Annotated in this window: 18 protein-coding genes; 9 read left to right on the top strand and 9 right to left on the bottom strand. The window is 50.8% G+C overall.

The annotated features are described in order from the left end of the window. Positions 1-30 precede the first annotated feature (30 nt). The gene (locus C1752_RS19985) at positions 31-1,719 is read right to left on the bottom strand and encodes a GH3 auxin-responsive promoter family protein (RefSeq protein WP_110987915.1); all 1,689 of its coding nucleotides are present in this window, start codon (positions 1,717-1,719) and stop codon (positions 31-33) included. A 167-nt stretch (positions 1,720-1,886) separates the two neighbouring features. On the opposite strand from C1752_RS19985, the gene C1752_RS19980 reads away from it, so the two are divergent. Both C1752_RS19980 and rnhA read left to right on the top strand, forming a co-directional pair. Continuing rightward, a complete protein-coding gene (locus C1752_RS19980) occupies positions 1,887-2,369 on the top strand; it encodes a sterol desaturase family protein (RefSeq protein ID WP_110987827.1) in 483 nt (160 codons plus the stop codon). Positions 2,370-2,398: 29 nt separating this feature from the next. Then, positions 2,399-3,184 carry a ribonuclease HI gene (gene rnhA / locus C1752_RS19975; protein ID WP_110987826.1) on the top strand — a complete coding sequence of 262 codons (786 nt, stop codon included), beginning with the start codon at positions 2,399-2,401 and terminating at the stop codon, positions 3,182-3,184. A 196-nt stretch (positions 3,185-3,380) separates the two neighbouring features. On the opposite strand, the gene C1752_RS19970 is transcribed toward rnhA, so the two are convergent. The 4 genes from C1752_RS19970 to ctpA all read right to left on the bottom strand — a co-directional run bounded on the left by C1752_RS19970 (position 3,381) and on the right by ctpA (position 7,631). Next, complete coding sequence (locus tag C1752_RS19970; RefSeq protein ID WP_110987825.1) at positions 3,381-3,863, bottom strand: hypothetical protein; 483 nt, start codon at positions 3,861-3,863, stop codon at positions 3,381-3,383. Between the two features lie 609 nt (positions 3,864-4,472). Next, positions 4,473-4,916, bottom strand: coding sequence for a CAAD domain-containing protein (locus C1752_RS19960; protein WP_110987823.1), 444 nt, complete (start codon positions 4,914-4,916; stop codon positions 4,473-4,475). A 227-nt stretch (positions 4,917-5,143) separates the two neighbouring features. Further along, positions 5,144-6,412, bottom strand: a complete 1,269-nt coding sequence (locus C1752_RS19955; protein WP_110987822.1) for an HD domain-containing protein — start codon at positions 6,410-6,412, stop codon at positions 5,144-5,146. Next, positions 6,402-7,631 (bottom strand): carboxyl-terminal processing protease CtpA, encoded by a 1,230-nt coding sequence (gene ctpA / locus C1752_RS19950; RefSeq protein WP_110987821.1) that lies wholly within the window; start codon positions 7,629-7,631, stop codon positions 6,402-6,404. The genes C1752_RS19955 and ctpA overlap by 11 nt, the downstream gene beginning before the upstream one ends. Positions 7,632-7,788: 157 nt before the next feature. Here ctpA and petB point away from each other — a divergent pair, with 157 nt between their 5' ends. Together petB and petD are read left to right on the top strand one after the other, a co-directional pair. Further along, complete coding sequence (gene petB / locus C1752_RS19945; RefSeq protein WP_110987820.1) at positions 7,789-8,436, top strand: cytochrome b6; 648 nt, start codon at positions 7,789-7,791, stop codon at positions 8,434-8,436. Between the two features lie 123 nt (positions 8,437-8,559). Further along, entirely contained in the window at positions 8,560-9,045 is a 486-nt protein-coding gene (gene petD / locus C1752_RS19940; protein WP_110987819.1) for a cytochrome b6-f complex subunit IV, read from the top strand. A gap of 90 nt (positions 9,046-9,135) precedes the next feature. Here the strand turns inward: petD and C1752_RS19935 are convergent, their stop codons facing one another. Further along, positions 9,136-9,681, bottom strand: a complete 546-nt coding sequence (locus tag C1752_RS19935; RefSeq protein WP_110987818.1) for an EF-hand domain-containing protein — start codon at positions 9,679-9,681, stop codon at positions 9,136-9,138. A 259-nt stretch (positions 9,682-9,940) separates the two neighbouring features. On the opposite strand from C1752_RS19935, the gene C1752_RS19930 reads away from it, so the two are divergent. Further along, the gene (locus tag C1752_RS19930) at positions 9,941-11,305 is read left to right on the top strand and encodes a hypothetical protein (RefSeq protein ID WP_110987817.1); all 1,365 of its coding nucleotides are present in this window, start codon (positions 9,941-9,943) and stop codon (positions 11,303-11,305) included. 117 nt (positions 11,306-11,422) lie between these two features. Here the strand turns inward: C1752_RS19930 and C1752_RS19925 are convergent, their stop codons facing one another. Beyond that, positions 11,423-11,821 (bottom strand): hypothetical protein, encoded by a 399-nt coding sequence (locus C1752_RS19925; protein WP_110987816.1) that lies wholly within the window; start codon positions 11,819-11,821, stop codon positions 11,423-11,425. A 182-nt stretch (positions 11,822-12,003) separates the two neighbouring features. Here C1752_RS19925 and C1752_RS19920 point away from each other — a divergent pair, with 182 nt between their 5' ends. From C1752_RS19920 to C1752_RS19910, 3 genes are all read left to right on the top strand, one after another. After that, complete coding sequence (locus tag C1752_RS19920) at positions 12,004-12,729, top strand: TIGR04282 family arsenosugar biosynthesis glycosyltransferase (RefSeq protein ID WP_110987815.1); 726 nt, start codon at positions 12,004-12,006, stop codon at positions 12,727-12,729. Beyond that, entirely contained in the window at positions 12,701-13,438 is a 738-nt protein-coding gene (locus C1752_RS19915) for a TIGR04283 family arsenosugar biosynthesis glycosyltransferase (RefSeq protein WP_110987814.1), read from the top strand. Before C1752_RS19920 ends, C1752_RS19915 begins: the two co-directional genes overlap by 29 nt. A gap of 320 nt (positions 13,439-13,758) precedes the next feature. Continuing rightward, positions 13,759-14,259: a hypothetical protein gene (locus C1752_RS19910; protein WP_110987813.1), complete on the top strand. Its 501-nt coding sequence runs from the start codon at positions 13,759-13,761 to the stop codon at positions 14,257-14,259. On the opposite strand, the gene C1752_RS19905 is transcribed toward C1752_RS19910, so the two are convergent. Further along, positions 14,256-14,909, bottom strand: a complete 654-nt coding sequence (locus C1752_RS19905) for a hypothetical protein (RefSeq protein ID WP_110987812.1) — start codon at positions 14,907-14,909, stop codon at positions 14,256-14,258. The two genes, C1752_RS19910 and C1752_RS19905, sit on opposite strands and share 4 nt — an antisense overlap. Before the next feature lie 205 nt (positions 14,910-15,114). Then, a complete protein-coding gene (locus C1752_RS30480; RefSeq protein ID WP_110987811.1) occupies positions 15,115-15,549 on the bottom strand; it encodes a GNAT family N-acetyltransferase in 435 nt (144 codons plus the stop codon). A gap of 370 nt (positions 15,550-15,919) precedes the next feature. Here C1752_RS30480 and C1752_RS19895 point away from each other — a divergent pair, with 370 nt between their 5' ends. Next, positions 15,920-16,219 carry a hypothetical protein gene (locus tag C1752_RS19895; protein WP_110987810.1) on the top strand — a complete coding sequence of 100 codons (300 nt, stop codon included), beginning with the start codon at positions 15,920-15,922 and terminating at the stop codon, positions 16,217-16,219. The last annotated feature ends 30 nt before the right edge of the window (positions 16,220-16,249 follow it).

The raw sequence follows: 16,249 nt of genomic DNA, 5'->3' as shown, positions 1-16,249 counted from the left end.
TCTACCTCCGACAGTTCCCGATGGTGTTCGTCACGAAAGGGGACGGGAGAGCGTGATGTTCTGCTCAACGGGGAGGTTAGTCAAGAACTGTCGATCTTCACTAATGTGCGGAAATTTGAGATGAGATTCTGGGATGCCCTGGGCAATCATCTGCTGACGCATCGTTGCGAAGCTGCCTGGCTGCAGAATACGCAGCTGAGGGGGCGGCACCTGGGTCCGACGTTTGACCGCGTAAGAGGCGTGGATGGTCTGCAATTCCTGATCAAATCGCTCTAGGAACGCCTGAGGATTTGCGATCGCATCCCCCATCTGCAGCTCAATATTGACCAAGTAGGGCGGTGGCGTCTCTTCCTTCGAGAGCGTGATGCAGAAGTCCGTCAGCGCCACCTCAAACTCCGCCATCAACGTTTGCATCACCTGAATCACGTGATATTCAGTGGTCTTCTCGGTGACTGACGATAGCAGCCCCCCCCGACGATGACGAAAGGTGATAATCGGAGCCTTGCCGTAGAAACCCACCACCTCGACCACGTCGCCAATATCGTAGCGATAAAAGCCGTTGTAGTTGGTGACTAGAATTCGATAACATTCGCCCACCTGCACCTGCTCGGCCAGTAGCGTTTTCGGTTGCTCGACATCCCACTGCTCGGGCGGGATAAATTCATAGAAACCGCTCTCAATGGCTAGCACGGCACCGTCGTTGTTAAAGCTGTGGTAGGCCCCAAAGACGGCTTCGGCTGAAGCATAGATGCCACCAAAGATCGGCGTGTCGCCAAAATAGTCTGGGAAGCGCTTGAGATAGAAGTCTGAGGTGCCCCCTAGAGCCGTGGTAATGAAATTGAGGTGGGGCCAAATCATTTGGGGGGTAAAGCGGCCTGTTTGCTGACGCTGGAGACGAAGCTGAGCTGCTCGCTGGGGATGTGCCTTGAGGCGAGTTAGGAGTTGCGATCGCAACCCTTCATCCAGCTTTAGCCACGAAGCCAGAGTCCCCTGCTCTAGGTCGGTCAACAAAGACTCCGCCTGCTGTTCTAGATGCTCACAGAGCTTCAGTGCTAACACCGGAAAATTCGCACCAATCACCTTAAGACGTGGATTGGCGAGGGCGAACAAAAAACAGACATAGTGTCGAGCCAAACTATCAACCGGCTCCAGAGCCATCAGCGGATGGGCCATTAGACTGCGCTTGAACACATTGTTTTGGCGCAAATCACCCACGCTCACAGGGCCATAGGGAATTCCCGCCGACGTGTGCCCCTCCAGCTCGATTGAGCTAGTCAGCAGGATTTTACCTAAAGACGTCTGCCGTTTTTGGGCCGCAGCACCCAGGGCAAAGAACAGACTCGTGTTGGTCGCCTTGACCCGAAACTGCCGCGATCTCCAGGTCACGGGAATCAGCTTCCGCTTACCGGTGGATCCACTGGTGAAGTTGAGATAGGTGACGGGGTCTGGGGTCAGCACATTGGCTTTCCCCGCAGCCGCTTTCTCTATCCAAGGCTCATAGTCCGCGTAGGGACGAATGGGAACCTGAGCCCGAAACTGATCGACAGAGCTAATCGCCGTCAGCTTGAGCTGACGCCCCATCTCAGTGTCTTGATAAGTCCGCAGCAGCGTCTGCAGAAATTGCGATTGCCTCGATTCTGTGTGCTGGGCCTTGCCGTGAAAGCTACGTCTCATCTGTTGAGCTGCAGCGGTCACCAACGAAGCCACCGGATTAATCATTGAATCACTATCCTTCATCACCCATGCCTGACTCTCGATTAAAGCGGATTTGTGAGATAACAACAAATGATCGGATGGCTTCCCGCAGATCGATTTCGAACAATGATTGGCACAAAACGTAAAGTTATTGATACATTTAAGACGATAGACGGGTGAGGAGAGAATCTGTGATTGCAGTTGCTTGTTTCATTGGAGCCTTCATTTTTGCAAGTTTAGTGGAGTATTGGCTGCATCGCTTGATGCACGTCAACGAGAAGATTGGCGAGCGCCATCGTGATCATCACCGCCGCAACGAAGGCCAGGGTGTGGCCCTAGAATTTCGGGACTATGTGAAGGGCAGCTTCATTTTTATGTGCGTGCCGTTCTTTTTCTCTATCCCGGCAGGGATTGGCTGGATGTCGGGAGCGTTGGCTTTTGCGGCCTTCTCAGCCTACGCCCATCAGCTTCAGCATGAGAATCCGACAAAGTGCTTTTGGATGAAAATGCCGGTGCATTACGTCCATCACAAGTACGGAATGTGGCACCACAACTTTGGCCTCGCTGTGGACTGGTGGGACCATGTTTTTGGCACTTATAAGCTGGTAGACTGGCTCACTGAAGAAGAGCTTGCTCGACCTGAGCTGGGATTTGCTCAGCTCCGCTGGTGGTAGCTCTTAATCTCTACTAAGCAAAAAAGCCGATGCCCTCTGTCAAAAGCATCTACACCGACGGTGCCTGTTCCGGGAACCCTGGCCCTGGCGGCTGGGGCGTCGTGGTCTATTTCGATGATGGGACCTGCCAAGAGCTGGGCGGTGCTGCCGCTGAGACCACCAATAATCGGATGGAATTGCAGGCTGCGATCGCAAGTTTAGAATATCTCAGAACTCTCTCCCCGTCAGGCACTATTCCGCTATACACCGATAGCGAGTACGTCAAAAAAGGCGTCACCCAATGGGTCGCAGGCTGGAAACGCAAGGGCTGGAAGACCGCTAAGGGTTCTCCTGTCCTCAATCAAGATCTATGGAAAATTCTGGACCAATTGAATTCAGATGCCATCGAATGGCGCTATGTCAAAGGCCATTCCGGCGATATCGGCAACGACCGCTGTGATGAGATTGCCCGAGGCTTCTCTGTAGGGAACCCTCCGGGCCTTTGTAGCGGTGGGACTTCATCTGAGAGTGCGAGAACCGAGTCAGCTACTGTTACTACGACGGTTGTGGCTCAAACAGCAGGTTTCCAACCTCCGTCCTCTGAGCAGCAAATGCAGACTCTCAACCGCTCTCTTCAAGTTCTACGACTCGCAGATGAAATTGCGACCCAGGGCTATTTAATTTCTATTGAAGAGTTAGCAGCATTGTTAAGTCTTTCGGTAGCGGAAATACAGCAGCAGACTCAGCCCTGGACCTGGCGCAATTGGTTGATCTGCCCTAATTCTGATCAAGAAGATCTTTGGCAGCTAACAAGAGCCGATCATCAATTGCGCTAGCAGCCGTAAAGACCAAAATTCACTCATAAAATTAACAAGCCTCGTGATTATTGAAATCACGAGGCCGATGTTTTTTGTCAGAGTAGTGTCGTCGCCTCAAACGTCAAATTAACCGTTGCCGGTTGCTTTCTTTCAAGTGCCGAGAAAGCAACTAGCAAAGATGATCATCTGACTGATGGATAAAAAGCGGGATCTACTACCAGAGGCCAGGCACTGGCTCTTCAGCAGATGTCGCATCTACATCAGTAGACGGCTCTTCTACAGCAGGGGCAACAGTAGGATCTTCAACTGTTGCATCTGGTGCTGCTTCAGGAGACTCAACGCCACCAATAGGAGCTTCTTCTACTGCTTCAACTTCTGCAGTGGGTTCGGTCTCTTCTGCTTCAGCTTCTGCAGTGGGTTCGGTCTCTTCTGCTTCAACTTCTGCAGTGGGATCAGTTTCTACCGCTTCAGCCTCAGTTGCTTCGTCTACAGACTCTGTCTGTGCAGGATCACTCTCAGGCGTTGTAGGCACGCCTTCTGGAGCGTCAATGGGCGCGTCTGGGGCACCTGGCACCGCTTCAACGCCTGGCGCTTCAAGCTGCGCTAGAGCAGATTGAGACGAATCAAAAATGACCCCAAGACCTGAAGCAAGTGCGGCAATAGCAAGTAGAGAGCCGATCGAAGTTCCCTTATTCATATGTCAATCCTCCTGATGAAAAATTAGGGGCAAAACCTACATCTTCAAAGACAGCGCTTTGTAAATGCGAGAAAATTTTCGGTAAAGTTTCTCAGATTTGCTCAGTTGAAAGCCTAAATAACAGCCAATGAGCAAAACATCAATTGCAAAACCCTAAAATATATAAACCTTCGTAACAAGTTACAGCCTACTAGTGAAGATATTGTGAACATCCTCAACTCGTTATCCTGTCTCTATTGAGCTGAATTAGCGAGCGCTTTTTTCCTGCGCTGCAGCTAGATTAGCGCTTTTAATTGGGCAACTCGAAGGTGCCGATTGAGAAAAGATTGGTGGTCTTGCATCGTAATGCCAGTTGGTTATTGCAATAGCAAGATAGTCGTCTCCATTCCTTCAATATCAGCCCTTGCCAGTTCCTCTTCTCTTCGCTGAGAGTAGAGAGCTGGGTGCCATTGAGCGTGAGTACCTCTGGCTCTGGCCCAATATTCTGACCGAATTGCGCCAGATTATGAACGACAAAAAAATAGGGCAAGACCTAACTTCTTCACCTCATATGCCGTAGCACATCAGTTAGGGATGTTGCCTTGCCCATCTGTTTTGAAACTCAGGCTGTTACTCAGCTGATTTGCCCGCTACGCGGTCCTTTAGGGCCTGATAATCACGGCTCAGTTCCTGACGTCGCTCAGCATAGAGAAGATAGCGCCAGATAAACCAGCCTGTATAACCAAGACCCACTAGCTCCAGCAAAGGGGCAACCAGAGGGAGAGCGTTCACCACGTCGAGAACGCCATCTGCGATCGCAACGCTAATCACAGCCAGCAAGAAAATGCCGATCTTAGTTAACGGCTGACGATATTTGTTAAAGTTCCGAACAACAAAATCGGGAACCATATCGATGTAGCTGAACACTTTTTCACTGACCTCGTTCCAGTCCGTATTGTCGGTGGAAACTGTGGATAACGCGCCCGGTGTACCGGAACTCACTTCAATAGAGGCAGATGTTTCTACCGGGCTAGTGCTAGTGCCTGCAGGCTGGTTTTGGGGGTCAGAATTCATAGCTGTAAGGGGAGTACGATAACGACAACGTATGAGCAAGAACAGGCGTATAAAAGCCAGCGAAAGACTCAGATGACCTCCCCTGTGTTTTGATGGCGGGCGAGACCACTGAACTTTGTCTTCACTATGTTAACCACATTTTGTCCCTCCTCAGCGGGAGGAAAACTCAGCTGAGACAGAATAAAAAAGAGAACATCGATAAATCAGGCGAGGGCTGCCTCTCTCCATCACTGCAAGGTTCCGCGATTGGCTTGAGAACGCAGCAAATCTGGCTCTACTGCACGGGGATAAATCAACCATGCCTTTCGAAAGGGCTGGCTGAGGGTTTGTACCAAAGGCGACAGTTCACTGATATCCTGCAGCCCCTGCTCCGTCTTCACATTGATACCCCGCTGGTAAAGCGTATAGCCCCGCGTTAAAGCTACCTGAATACCGCTGTAGTCCTGGGATAACCCTCTTTTCGTGAGCAGATGCTGGACCTGTTTTAGAGCCTGTTGCTGCTGTTCAGCCTCAAGCTCGCTAATGTCGAGTGCCTTGAGTAAGTCACGGTCGAGGTGGCGACGACAGAGATCGCTCAGGGTTGAGTCTGCGTTACGCCGCCAGCGTTGAAGGTGATAGAGTAAGACGCCATCATCAGCCGCAAGATAATGATCAAGAGATAGCGCCGTGGTCGGCTGCGTCAGCCAAGCCGTCATTGTGTCGTCGGCCTCTAAATTATCGTTGGTGAGCTGCTGTTTTGCTCGCTCAATAATACGCTGTAGCCCCCAAGTTGCCGCCAGATTCTTCGCATGATTATAGACTTGGGCGTACATGAAGTAGCGCACCACTAAGTAGTGTTCAATCGCGGCTAGACCCTTTTGGGCGACCACTAGCTGTTGGCTGACCGAATCGTAGTCAAAGGCCATCAAGATGCGGTCAAGATCGAGCTTGCCGTAAGAAGCGCCTGTGAAATAGCTGTCCCGCATCAAATAGTCGAGGCGATCACAGTCTAGCTGACTCGATACAAGCTGACTCATGCAGGGTAGAGGATACTGCTTGAGATAGACCTGCTCTAGCTCCGCTGCCAAATCTGGGCTGTAGTCGTCCAAACGCTGACGGATGGCAGGGTGCTCTCGCAGAATCCGCCGTGTCCAGTATTCATGACTGCCGCCAAACAGGTCTTCACTTGTGTGGCTGAGGGGACCATGGCCGATATCGTGAAGCAATGCTCCACAGAGCACCAGTGCTCGGTGAGGCTTTAAAGCCGGATATTGACGAATGAGCCGATCAAAAACCCGCCGAGCCACTTCCATGACCCCCAAGGAATGGGTGAAGCGGGATCCTTCAGCACCGTGAAAGGTTAGATGGGCAATGCCTAGCTGGCGAATTCGGCGGAGGCGTTGAAAAGGCGGTGTGTCAATTAGCCCAATTAAGAGGGCTTCTGTCGGGTCATTTGCTTCCAGGGTAATCGCGCCGTGGAGAGGGTCGTGATAGGTCCGACTGCTGCTAGGCTGCACTTGCGATCGCAGAGGGCTGCCTCAAAACATCTACTGCCGCTTGGTATTGCGCATCAACGTCCGTTGCTACCTGACTGGCTGTAATCGGACTTTGCTTCACGATTTGATCGGGCTTGATCCCCACCTTATTAATATTGCGGTGGTTGGGCGTTTCATAGCGCGCAATTGTCACCGCCAGCCCCGAGCCATCGGATAAGTCAAACAGAGACTGAATAGAGCCTTTACCAAAGGTTTGTTCACCAATTAACTGAGCCCGTCCCGTATCTTGCAGAGCGCCCGCCAGTATTTCGCTGGCGCTGGCACTGCCTCGGTTCACCAAGACGACGAGAGGGGTATGGGTCAAAGCAGAAGCCTGAGCGTCAAAGCTGCCCTGAATACCTTGACGGTCAACGGTATAGACGATGGGACCGGGATCAAGCCATAGGCGCGCAATCTCAACCCCTGCCTGTAGTAAGCCACCAGGGTTATTGCGTAGATCGAGAACGTAGCCTATCACACCCTGGCGCTGGAGGTCTCGAATGGCCATTTCCATCTCACGGGTTGCATTGGCGTTGAACTGGCGTAGGCGAATATAGCCTACCTGGGAGCCATCAGGCTGAACTTTTAGCTCTGACTTGACGGGATTAATGGCAATCCGGTCCCGCGTTAATCCAACCTCTAAAATCTTGTCTAGATCAGGCCGCCGCACCTTCAGTATTACCCTTGACCCCACGGGGCCACGCATTAGCTCAGCGGACTGATCCAGCGTCAAATCTTTCGTTTGAGTTTGATCAATTTGCAAAATTTGATCAGCAGGCTGCAGATCTGCAGCTGCCGCTGGCGATCCCTCAATGGGTGAAATGACTTCTATGGGCTCCGCATCACTGTTGCGCGTAATTTGTAGCCCAACCCCAGTCAACTCACCTGCGGTGCTAGTCTGCAGGCTCTCATATTGAGCAGGGGGCAAGAAGCGTGTAAATGGATCATCCAAGCTATGCAGCATCTTTTGAATGGCTGCATAGGTCTGCTGACTATCGTTGAGCGGTTGAGCCAACACCTCTCTGCGCATAGCCCGCCAGTCTTGATGATTAAAGGAGTTATCAACATAGGACTGACTGACCACCTGCCAAGCTTCATTGAAAAGCTGCTGCTCTCCCGTGAAAGCCAACGCAGGGGATTGCAACCCCGCACAGAAGAGATACAGCAAAAACAGGCTAATGCAAACGAATCTTTTAGTCATACAAACGATTCTAACTAGATTTGTGGCCTTTCATTGAAGAACATAGGCCATTCACGAACGGTCGCGCTCTATATTCTGAAAGGTTTATACCCTGGCACATAGAGACTGTGTTACATTTTTTATGAAGAGCGATACATGTTCAGGAAGCGTTAGTTCTATGAGTAAAGTGTACGACTGGTTTGAGGAGCGCCTTGAGGTTCAAGCGCTTGCCGAAGACGTCACCAGCAAGTACGTGCCCCCTCACGTCAACATTTTTTATTGCCTGGGTGGGATTACCCTCACCTGCTTTATCATTCAGTTTGCAACTGGGTTTGCAATGACCTTCTACTACAAACCCTCTGTTGCTGAAGCTTTTAACTCCATTCAATACATCATGAATGAGGTGAACTTTGGCTGGTTAATTCGGTCCATTCACCGCTGGTCTGCCAGCATGATGGTCTTGATGATGATTCTTCACGTTTTCCGCGTTTACTTAACTGGCGGCTTTAAGAAGCCCCGCGAGCTAACTTGGATTACCGGTGTTGTTATGGCTGTGATCACTGTTTCTTTCGGTGTGACAGGCTACTCCCTCCCTTGGGATCAGGTGGGTTACTGGGCCGTGAAAATTGTTTCCGGTGTACCTGAAGCGATTCCTATTGTAGGTTCAACAATGGTTGAACTCATTCGAGGCGGCACTAGCGTTGGTCAACCTACGCTAACTCGTTTCTATAGCCTGCACACATTTGTGATGCCTTGGCTGATGGCAGTGTTTATGCTGCTGCACTTCTTGATGATTCGTAAGCAAGGTATCTCTGGTCCCTTGTAAAAAAGTCTACCGAAAGCTCGATATCGCTTACCATGTGGGCATGTTAGAGTGACTATGTGGGTTATATTCAACGCATTTCTGAGCAGCCTCTGACCCTAGCTGATAAGGAGACCAAAAGCGGCCATGGCAAAAGTACTCAAAAAACCTGATCTAAGCGATCCTCAACTGAAAGCCAAGCTGAAGCGAGGCATGGGCCATAACTATTATGGTGAACCCGCTTGGCCTAACGACCTTCTATATATTTTCCCTGTTGTCATTATGGCAACGTTTGCCCTCTGTATTGGTCTGGCAGTCCTTGACCCAGCCATGATTGGCGAGCCTGCGAATCCCTTCGCAACACCACTAGAGATTTTGCCTGAATGGTATCTCTATCCCGTGTTCCAAATTCTGCGAATCGTTCCCAGCAAGCTCCTTGGCGTTCTGCTTCAGACCGCTGTGCCTCTGGGCTTGATGTTAATTCCGTTCATCGAGAACGTAAACAAGTTTCAGAACCCGTTCCGTCGCCCTGTAGCTACGTCGGTTTTTCTGTTTGGAACTTTCTTTGCCCTCTATTTGGGAATTGGAGCCACGCTTCCTATTGATAAGTCTTTGACTTTAGGCTTGTTCTAGACGTTCAGGTTTGGTAAGAGATTAATTCAAAAGTGCTCTGGGATTCTATGAACTTCAGAGCACTTTTTTATATGCAATTAAAAGAAAACGCTAATAAGGCCCAAACATTGAATTCGCAGGTATATCAGGTTCGTCACTGTAAAAGAAATCACGGATAAGCTGCAGCATCTGATCGCGTTTGATAATGCCAGATTTAGCGGTGTCGAGGGTAGGGAAAATAAGGGGTACATATACTGGAGAGACGTGATACGCGCTCAGGAGCAGTCCCCAGTTCTGCTGGTTGAGACCGTCTTCTTCACCTAGATTGAAGACATCGAAGGTCATTTCCATGACCATTTTTACCTGCTGCTCGTATTTCTGAGGATCGCTGAGTACAACGTCGTAATAGTGGAGCCACTCGTTGATTGAGACTTGCTGATCGTGGTCTGTATCGGCGATCTTGTTCAGTTCCTTCCAGTCACGGTCTAACTGGTTCATTAAGGCTAGATAACGAGGCGATCGCAACCCCCAGTTGCGGATACCCGCTAGCTTCTTAACAATTTTCTCGAAGTCTTTTTTGCAAAGGTAGCCGTTACAGCACTCGTCATACATGCTGAATAGCTTTGTTAGTTTGCGCGTCTGTAGTTCCGTCAGCATTTTGTTTATAGGTTCCGATTAGGACTGGCGGGGACGCCATTTCTTTATTTAAACCGTTCTAACGACTCAACAGACAACAAGAAACTAATTTTATCGTAAAGGTTATCGCCGCTCTATTCCTGTAGACCTCCGTTGAGTGCTGGTTACCAAATCTGAAACGTTGGCCTCTACACCCCAAAAGTTTGATTAGCTTGAGAAAGAGTCAGCACTTAATCAGTCCGCTGTCTCTGCTGTTCCTTTTCATTGGTGAGGGCTATCTATGCGTATCTCTGTTCTGCTGTTAACGGCGCTCAGTTTGCCGCTGGGCCTATCCGCCGCCTCTGCTGTTCCGCAGGAGATTACAGGTAATTCCTCGAAGCGGCAGCAGGATCCTCAGTCGTCTAGCTATCAGCGCGTCATTGAAGAAACTGCAGCGATGGTGTCCAATTCACAGGCTCAATCGCTTGCACGGCAGCAAGGTTTAGAGATTCTCAGTCTGACATGGGAAGATACGGGGCGCTATAAGAACTCTGCAGTGGGGCCTAATATTAGCGACATGACGATTCAGGTACAGCATCGGGCTGAAAATGCTGAGGATTACCAAGTCCATCTGATGCCAGTAATTCGCTATCCTAATTTCTCAGATCAGTCTGCTGACGTACGGCTCGACAATTTTGCGGTTAAGGTCGGCAATCAAAAAGGAGAGTCACTGCAGCGCGTACCGCTGCGCAAGGTTCTGCAAAATTTGCGCCAGTATCTCAGCAAGCCTGGATCTTGGAAAGGATCGCAGAAGTCGCTGCTGGCGGAGCGCGATAGTCATGTTTTAGTGAGCGCTCAAGCTAGTTTTCTACCGATTCCCAAGGCTGGGAAGGCGGAGTTTAATCCGGTGCTGTTCAATTACCAATCCTATGAGGGCGACCCGGCGGTATTAACTATTTTAGCTACGCGAGAAGGCACCAGCGTGACGGTTATTGATAATAAGCGGGATGCTTTTGAAGCCGGACAAAACTGGGGCCAGCGTTTGTTTTTCAATCAAAATGGCGAGCGGGCCAGTCTTACAGGGGAGAGAGCTAGCGATTTTCAGCCTAATACCGGTAGATCGTCGGCGAGTGCGTCTGAGGCAGCAGAAGAGAAAGGACTCAACCTAGTGATGCTGATTCAAGTGCCGCTGAAGCAAAAGCAGCCGCTGACGTTTGGTGACCAAGAGCTTCTACCGCTGGCAGTCGGTGCGCCTGAAGAGGATGCTGCGTTTGAAAAGAGGAGCGACGTTGAAGCCGCTGTGATTGGCCACGGTGAGGTGGAAGGGCCGTTTACTGAAATTGATGCCCTTGAGATTGAGCGAGACCCTAAGTTGCCCATTCGGGTAACCGTTCAGTTCTATAAGGCGACCAGTAATGGGGCTGTCTCAGAAACTGATATGAAGGCGATTCATCAGCAGATTGCCCGTGTCTACGAAGATGCCGATTATGTGGGTAGTTTGGTGGTTGAAGGTGAGACAGGACGCCCCACTGAATATGAAGGACCGAAACAGCAGCCTGAAGATTGGTGGAATAAGTTCTGGCAGCGTCATCAAGACAATACTGGGCAGTCGCGTGCAGAGGCGATGGTAATGCTGCAAGAGTTATTAGGGAGTTGGCTACCCTAATCGCTACGTTTTGAAGCAGAGACAGCAACAGGCAATTGATGCATGGAAAGCTTGTCGATTGCCTGCTGCCCCTCATGAATCTGCAGACCTGGATCCTATAAGAGTCTTGATAGATGACTAATCGAGGATATTGATGAGAACACCTGTGGCTGCACCTCGAACGATATTGCCGACGGTGGAGCCGTTATTGGTGATTTCACCGGTAACGGTGTTTGCGGCAGCGCCAACGGCTGCATCACGGGCTAAGCCACCGGTTGAATTCCGGTTGCGTCGTGCGCCTGTGGCTCTACGAGTTGCGTTGACGGCTGCGCCTGAGGCAGCCCCCCCTACGGCATTCCCCGCAGCGGAACCATCACGGGTTACTGCGCCGGTCACAACATTTGTTCCTGCGCCTACTCCGATATCCCGCAAGATATCAGGGACAGCGGCTGCAGGCTGGATTGGGAATAATGCGACAGAAGCGACGGCTGCGGTTAAACAGCTGGGGATAAGCTTTTGAGTCCATGTGCTTGGCATCGGTTAATCTCCTAACTAAGGATTATTAAGATGGAGTGAGAAGCGACTATGGCACTTTGATAGCTGGACGTTGTTCCTGAGCATCAGGTTCCTGAGTCAACTTGTCTTGCGTCTCTAAATTGGTTCCACTGAGCTGGGGGTTAAACGCTGCCGTTGTGGGACGCTGTAGGAAAATATAGGGTATGAACGATCTTTCGACACAGAGCATAAGCGCTAGCTTGCCAGTGCAGGGAAAAGCCTGCGTACTGATGTTTGTCAAAGCGCCCTACCCAGGCAAAGTGAAAACGCGTTTAGGAAAAACGATTGGCAACGAACGCGCGGCTGAGCTATATACCTACTTTGCCCAGGACGTGCTGGTAACCCTTTGTCAGCTCCCTGTAATACCCCTGATCTTTTTTGCCCCCGATGACGCTCGGCTCCAGATTGCTGAGTGGTTGAAGGGGCAGCAATATTATCCGCAGCAGGGGAAGGCGTTGGGCGATCGCATGTCCCATGCTTTCAACCGCTGCTTTGAGTTGGGATATGAGCAGGCTTTAATCGTTGGCAGCGATAGTCCCGATCTGCCCCTGAACTACCTGCAGACAGCGCTTGAGCAGCTAGCGGCGGGGCAGGTGGTTTTAGGCCCCAGTGAGGATGGGGGCTACTATGCCCTTGGTTTCACTGCTGAAAATTATTGCCCGCAGGTGTTTCAGGGGATTGAGTGGAGCACGGAGAAGGTGCGATCACAAACCCTAAGAATCCTTGAACACCATGCTCGGCCTATCTATGAGCTGCCCACTTGGTATGATATCGATACCCTAAATGAACTGCAGCGGTTCTACCAGCAGAATCAGCAGGGCCAGCAGTCCCAGAGCATGGCGTATCTAAGTCGACATCAGCATGACATCTTCGAGCGTTGTCGCACCTGATATTTCTGTGATTGTTCCGGTTCTCCATGAGGGGGTCACCATCGCACGTACCTTAGAGCAGATCGCCGCAATCGCAGGCTCGATCGCCTATGAAGTCATTGTGGTTGATGGTGATCCTCAAGGATCGACGCTGCAATATCTTCCGCAGGGTACTGTGGGTGTTGTGGCTAAGGCTGGACGAGGTCATCAAATGAACGCTGGAGCAGAATGTGCCCAGGGCCGCATTCTACTATTTCTCCATGCTGATACAAGGCTGCCATCCCAAGCACTGCAGAAAATTGTATACACCATCGAAAAGACGAAGGCGGTCGCTGGAGCCTTCGATTTTTCTATCGATTCTCCTCGCTGGATTTTGGGGTGGATCAGTCGTGGGGCCAGTTTGCGCACGCGCCTGACGCGTCTTCCTTACGGTGATCAGGCGATCTTTATCGCCCGTACGACCTTTCATGCTCTGGGGGGCTACCCTGATTTCCCGATTCTGGAAGACGTAGATCTGATGCGACGGCTCAAACGCCAGCGGCTGCCGATTGCTTTGATTTGCGATCGCGTCTCCGTATCGGCACGGCGCTGGGAACAAGAAGGGATCTTGTTCTGCACCCTCAGGAACTGGATTTTGCTATCGCTCTACTATCTGGGGGTCAGTCCTCACCATCTTGCAAGGTGGTATCGCCCCCTCTCTCCGCTGCAAAAAACAGAGCAAAGAATATAAGTTGAAAAAAGAAAAATATATCTTAGGGAAGAAGCATTGATAAAAGCGTCAAAGCTAAGATAAACACACACTCAAGGCAATAAATCGAGCCAAAATGCGAAGCTTTTTATCAAGATTTGAGAAATTGTAACGATCTCACCTGGAACACACTGTTAACCAGAGAGAATGAGAGAACAGAGCCATTACAGCTTTGATTCCTTTCGTATCTCGTTTATTTAATTTTTCAAGGCTATAACAGAGGTATAGAGCTGAGATGAGGTTGAGATAGGATCCGCGTTTTGCCTTAGGTTCTGATGATTTACCGTTTGGCGGTTTGAGACATGTTGGTTCCACATTTACATATTGGCAAAGCCCGGTTATTTCTCTCAGCCTCTCTCTGTAAGAAGATACTGTGGCTTGCTCTATTCAGTGGTGCTGGATTGAGCATGCAGGGGGCTGAGGTTCAGGCTCAACAGCCCGAATGGCAACAGCAAGAAAGCAGCGCCGTTGCGGTTTCTTTGAAGGCCCAGCCCAGTCTGCAAGATGGGACTTACCTGTATGGCAGAACTCAGAAGCCAGAACAGGCACAGACAGAATATTTTGTCTTCCGAGTTCGAAACCAGCGAGTGATTGGCGCGTTCTATATGCCTCAGTCCTCCTTTGACTGTTTTCGCGGCGATCTCAAGGCCAAGCAGTTAGAGCTGACGGTCATGGGCTATGAGCAGCAGGTTTACAGACATACTGTGAGCCTTAATTCTTATCACCCCATCGGTGAGGTCAGCGATAACGATCTCCGTCTCGTAGAAGCCTGCCAAGCCGATGCGAATCTCGCCGCCCATTAGGAACGACTCAGGAATAAATCAGACCTTAAAGTCAAATCTAGGTCGGTTTGTGGGTCTATCACCCTGACTTCAGCCTTATCCCGACCGCCTAAGAGAAATCCGCCCAAAGCACCTGCACCTGAACCCGCCAGCACTTTGAAGATACCGGCTTCACCAAAGATCTCAGAGATTGCAGCGGTGGCGGCTCCCCCGACAAGCGCACCCTGCCAGATGGGATCGGTTCGGCGACCTCTATCAACTTCTCTGGTGCGGGTAATAACGTCAGAATTAGCCCTAATGTTGAACCGTCCTCCGTCTTTAAGGATCAAGGAGTCGGCAATAAACTGAGTGCCGCCTCGTCGAGGTGCCAACTTTCCTCTGATGGTGCTGCCGCGTGGGATCACAACAGTGCCTCTTCTGGAGCGGACCGCTTGGGTCGTGGTCAGTGAGATGGGCATGCTTTCGTCCGGGTTGATGATAATGCGCTTAGCGCCTGAACGAGTGGTTCGGATCTTCGTTCCCTCTGCAATCTTGAGCCGACCATCGGAACGACGGAAAATTTGTGCGGTAGCGGGCTGCGGTGCTAGGAGCGGTGTCAAACTGCCGGCGCTCAGTCCTAGGGCGATTAAGGTTGCAAGTCCGGCCTGGGTTGTTAGTCGCGGTTGTGTCATGGGGATCTCCTCAATGCGACGCCGTGGGATTGGCGTGTTGGTAGCTTTTGAGACCAGTGGCCCAAAGGGAAAGTTCCAAACGTGACAGGGGACTTAAGTGGAAATATATCCTTGGATTGGCAAGACGATGTCACCCATGGTTCATTGATAGAGCATGACGCTTACCTGCAGGAAAATCCTATGCGCCAAGCGTAGTGACTCCATGCTATTCAAGCCTCATTGTGAAGCGGTAACCGTTTTGGTCAAACCCTATGTGTCGATAGAATGAATGAGCCTGATCACGACAAAGGGAACTTGTTACGGTCAGTTTTAGGCAATCTGCTTTTCCTGCCCAACTCATAATATTGTTGACTAAGCAGCGTCCAACGCCTTTGCTGCGGGACCTTTGGTCAACGACCAATGAGGTCATGATTGCGGCACAACCATCCTCATGCAGCAGAGGAACTTTGTGTGCAGAGACTAAACCAATAATGCGAGAGTCCGAAACCGCGACGAACGTAACTGAACTGCCTGCCACAAGCTTTGCCAACCGACGACGGACAGCCGTATCTGAACAGGGGTATCCCAAAGTGCTAAGGAGATTTGCAATAGAGACGCTGTCGGTTTCATTTGCAAGCCGAACTTCAGGAACGAGGCTCATGGGTACAGAAAGGATGAGATTTCGGCGAAGACCGGTGAGGTCTCTAAATGCACCAATAAAAAAAAGCCCTAGGACGTCTTTCCTTGTTTCGACTCCCGGGGCTTTTTGTTTGAATCACTCCTCACGAGCTAAACAATACCCTGCTGCTTCCCGGTGTCTGTCGAGGTAGTGACACTTTATCGAGTGTCACTAAGCTTGTTGGGGTGAATGACGGAGGTCGCGAACGCCATTAGCATCGCTTCTCCTTTCGAGTTGCGCTGGCCGGACCCCCTTATAAAGTCCCCACAGCTCAAAGGGCCAAGGGACTAGTCACCGCAGAGATCTTGAGCGACACTAGGCAGTGGGCAGATCACCTCTATGAGTACTGGATATGAATGCAACGGTTGTGAGTTTGTCGGGTTGGCTACCCGCCGTCATTATTCCGATGGCGACGCTGATTCAGCTCACAGATATTTTCAAGCGTCGGTCCGCCGCAGGGGTCAGTTGGCTCACCTGGTTTTTGTTCGGGATTGCCAATATTGGCCTGTATGTCTATACCGAAAAGTACGGCAGTATTCAGTCTATTGTCGGGCTGCTGGGACCGGCAAGCCTGGACTTTGCGATCGCATTTCTGGCTTTCTTCAGCTATGGCGGCAATTCATCTGGTACTGAACCCGCCACGGATGCGTAGTATAACGGTCTGTGCAGATGAGTCTACAAG

This window comes from Acaryochloris thomasi RCC1774, from assembly GCF_003231495.1.
In the GTDB taxonomy this organism is placed as follows: Bacteria; Cyanobacteriota; Cyanobacteriia; order Thermosynechococcales; family Thermosynechococcaceae; genus RCC1774.
Note: the sequence above shows the minus strand (reverse complement) of the source record. Positions and strands in the feature narration are given on the sequence as shown.

What these genes read in the sequence shown, in the direction of transcription:
- C1752_RS19910 (WP_110987813.1), top strand. Translation starts at nt 13,759, where the DNA reads ATGTTGGTTCCACATTTACATATTGGCAAAGCCCGGTTATTTCTCTCA.
- C1752_RS19970 (WP_110987825.1), bottom strand. Translation starts at nt 3,863, where the DNA reads ATGAATAAGGGAACTTCGATCGGCTCTCTACTTGCTATTGCCGCACTT.
- C1752_RS19925 (WP_110987816.1), bottom strand. Translation starts at nt 11,821, where the DNA reads ATGCCAAGCACATGGACTCAAAAGCTTATCCCCAGCTGTTTAACCGCA.
- petB (WP_110987820.1), top strand. Translation starts at nt 7,789, where the DNA reads ATGAGTAAAGTGTACGACTGGTTTGAGGAGCGCCTTGAGGTTCAAGCG.
- C1752_RS30480 (WP_110987811.1), bottom strand. Translation starts at nt 15,549, where the DNA reads ATGAGCCTCGTTCCTGAAGTTCGGCTTGCAAATGAAACCGACAGCGTC.
- petD (WP_110987819.1), top strand. Translation starts at nt 8,560, where the DNA reads ATGGCAAAAGTACTCAAAAAACCTGATCTAAGCGATCCTCAACTGAAA.
- rnhA (WP_110987826.1), top strand. Translation starts at nt 2,399, where the DNA reads ATGCCCTCTGTCAAAAGCATCTACACCGACGGTGCCTGTTCCGGGAAC.
- C1752_RS19915 (WP_110987814.1), top strand. Translation starts at nt 12,701, where the DNA reads ATGACATCTTCGAGCGTTGTCGCACCTGATATTTCTGTGATTGTTCCG.
- C1752_RS19920 (WP_110987815.1), top strand. Translation starts at nt 12,004, where the DNA reads ATGAACGATCTTTCGACACAGAGCATAAGCGCTAGCTTGCCAGTGCAG.
- C1752_RS19935 (WP_110987818.1), bottom strand. Translation starts at nt 9,681, where the DNA reads ATGCTGACGGAACTACAGACGCGCAAACTAACAAAGCTATTCAGCATG.
- C1752_RS19960 (WP_110987823.1), bottom strand. Translation starts at nt 4,916, where the DNA reads ATGAATTCTGACCCCCAAAACCAGCCTGCAGGCACTAGCACTAGCCCG.
- ctpA (WP_110987821.1), bottom strand. Translation starts at nt 7,631, where the DNA reads ATGACTAAAAGATTCGTTTGCATTAGCCTGTTTTTGCTGTATCTCTTC.
- C1752_RS19895 (WP_110987810.1), top strand. Translation starts at nt 15,920, where the DNA reads ATGAATGCAACGGTTGTGAGTTTGTCGGGTTGGCTACCCGCCGTCATT.
- C1752_RS19930 (WP_110987817.1), top strand. Translation starts at nt 9,941, where the DNA reads ATGCGTATCTCTGTTCTGCTGTTAACGGCGCTCAGTTTGCCGCTGGGC.
- C1752_RS19985 (WP_110987915.1), bottom strand. Translation starts at nt 1,719, where the DNA reads ATGATTAATCCGGTGGCTTCGTTGGTGACCGCTGCAGCTCAACAGATG.
- C1752_RS19905 (WP_110987812.1), bottom strand. Translation starts at nt 14,909, where the DNA reads ATGACACAACCGCGACTAACAACCCAGGCCGGACTTGCAACCTTAATC.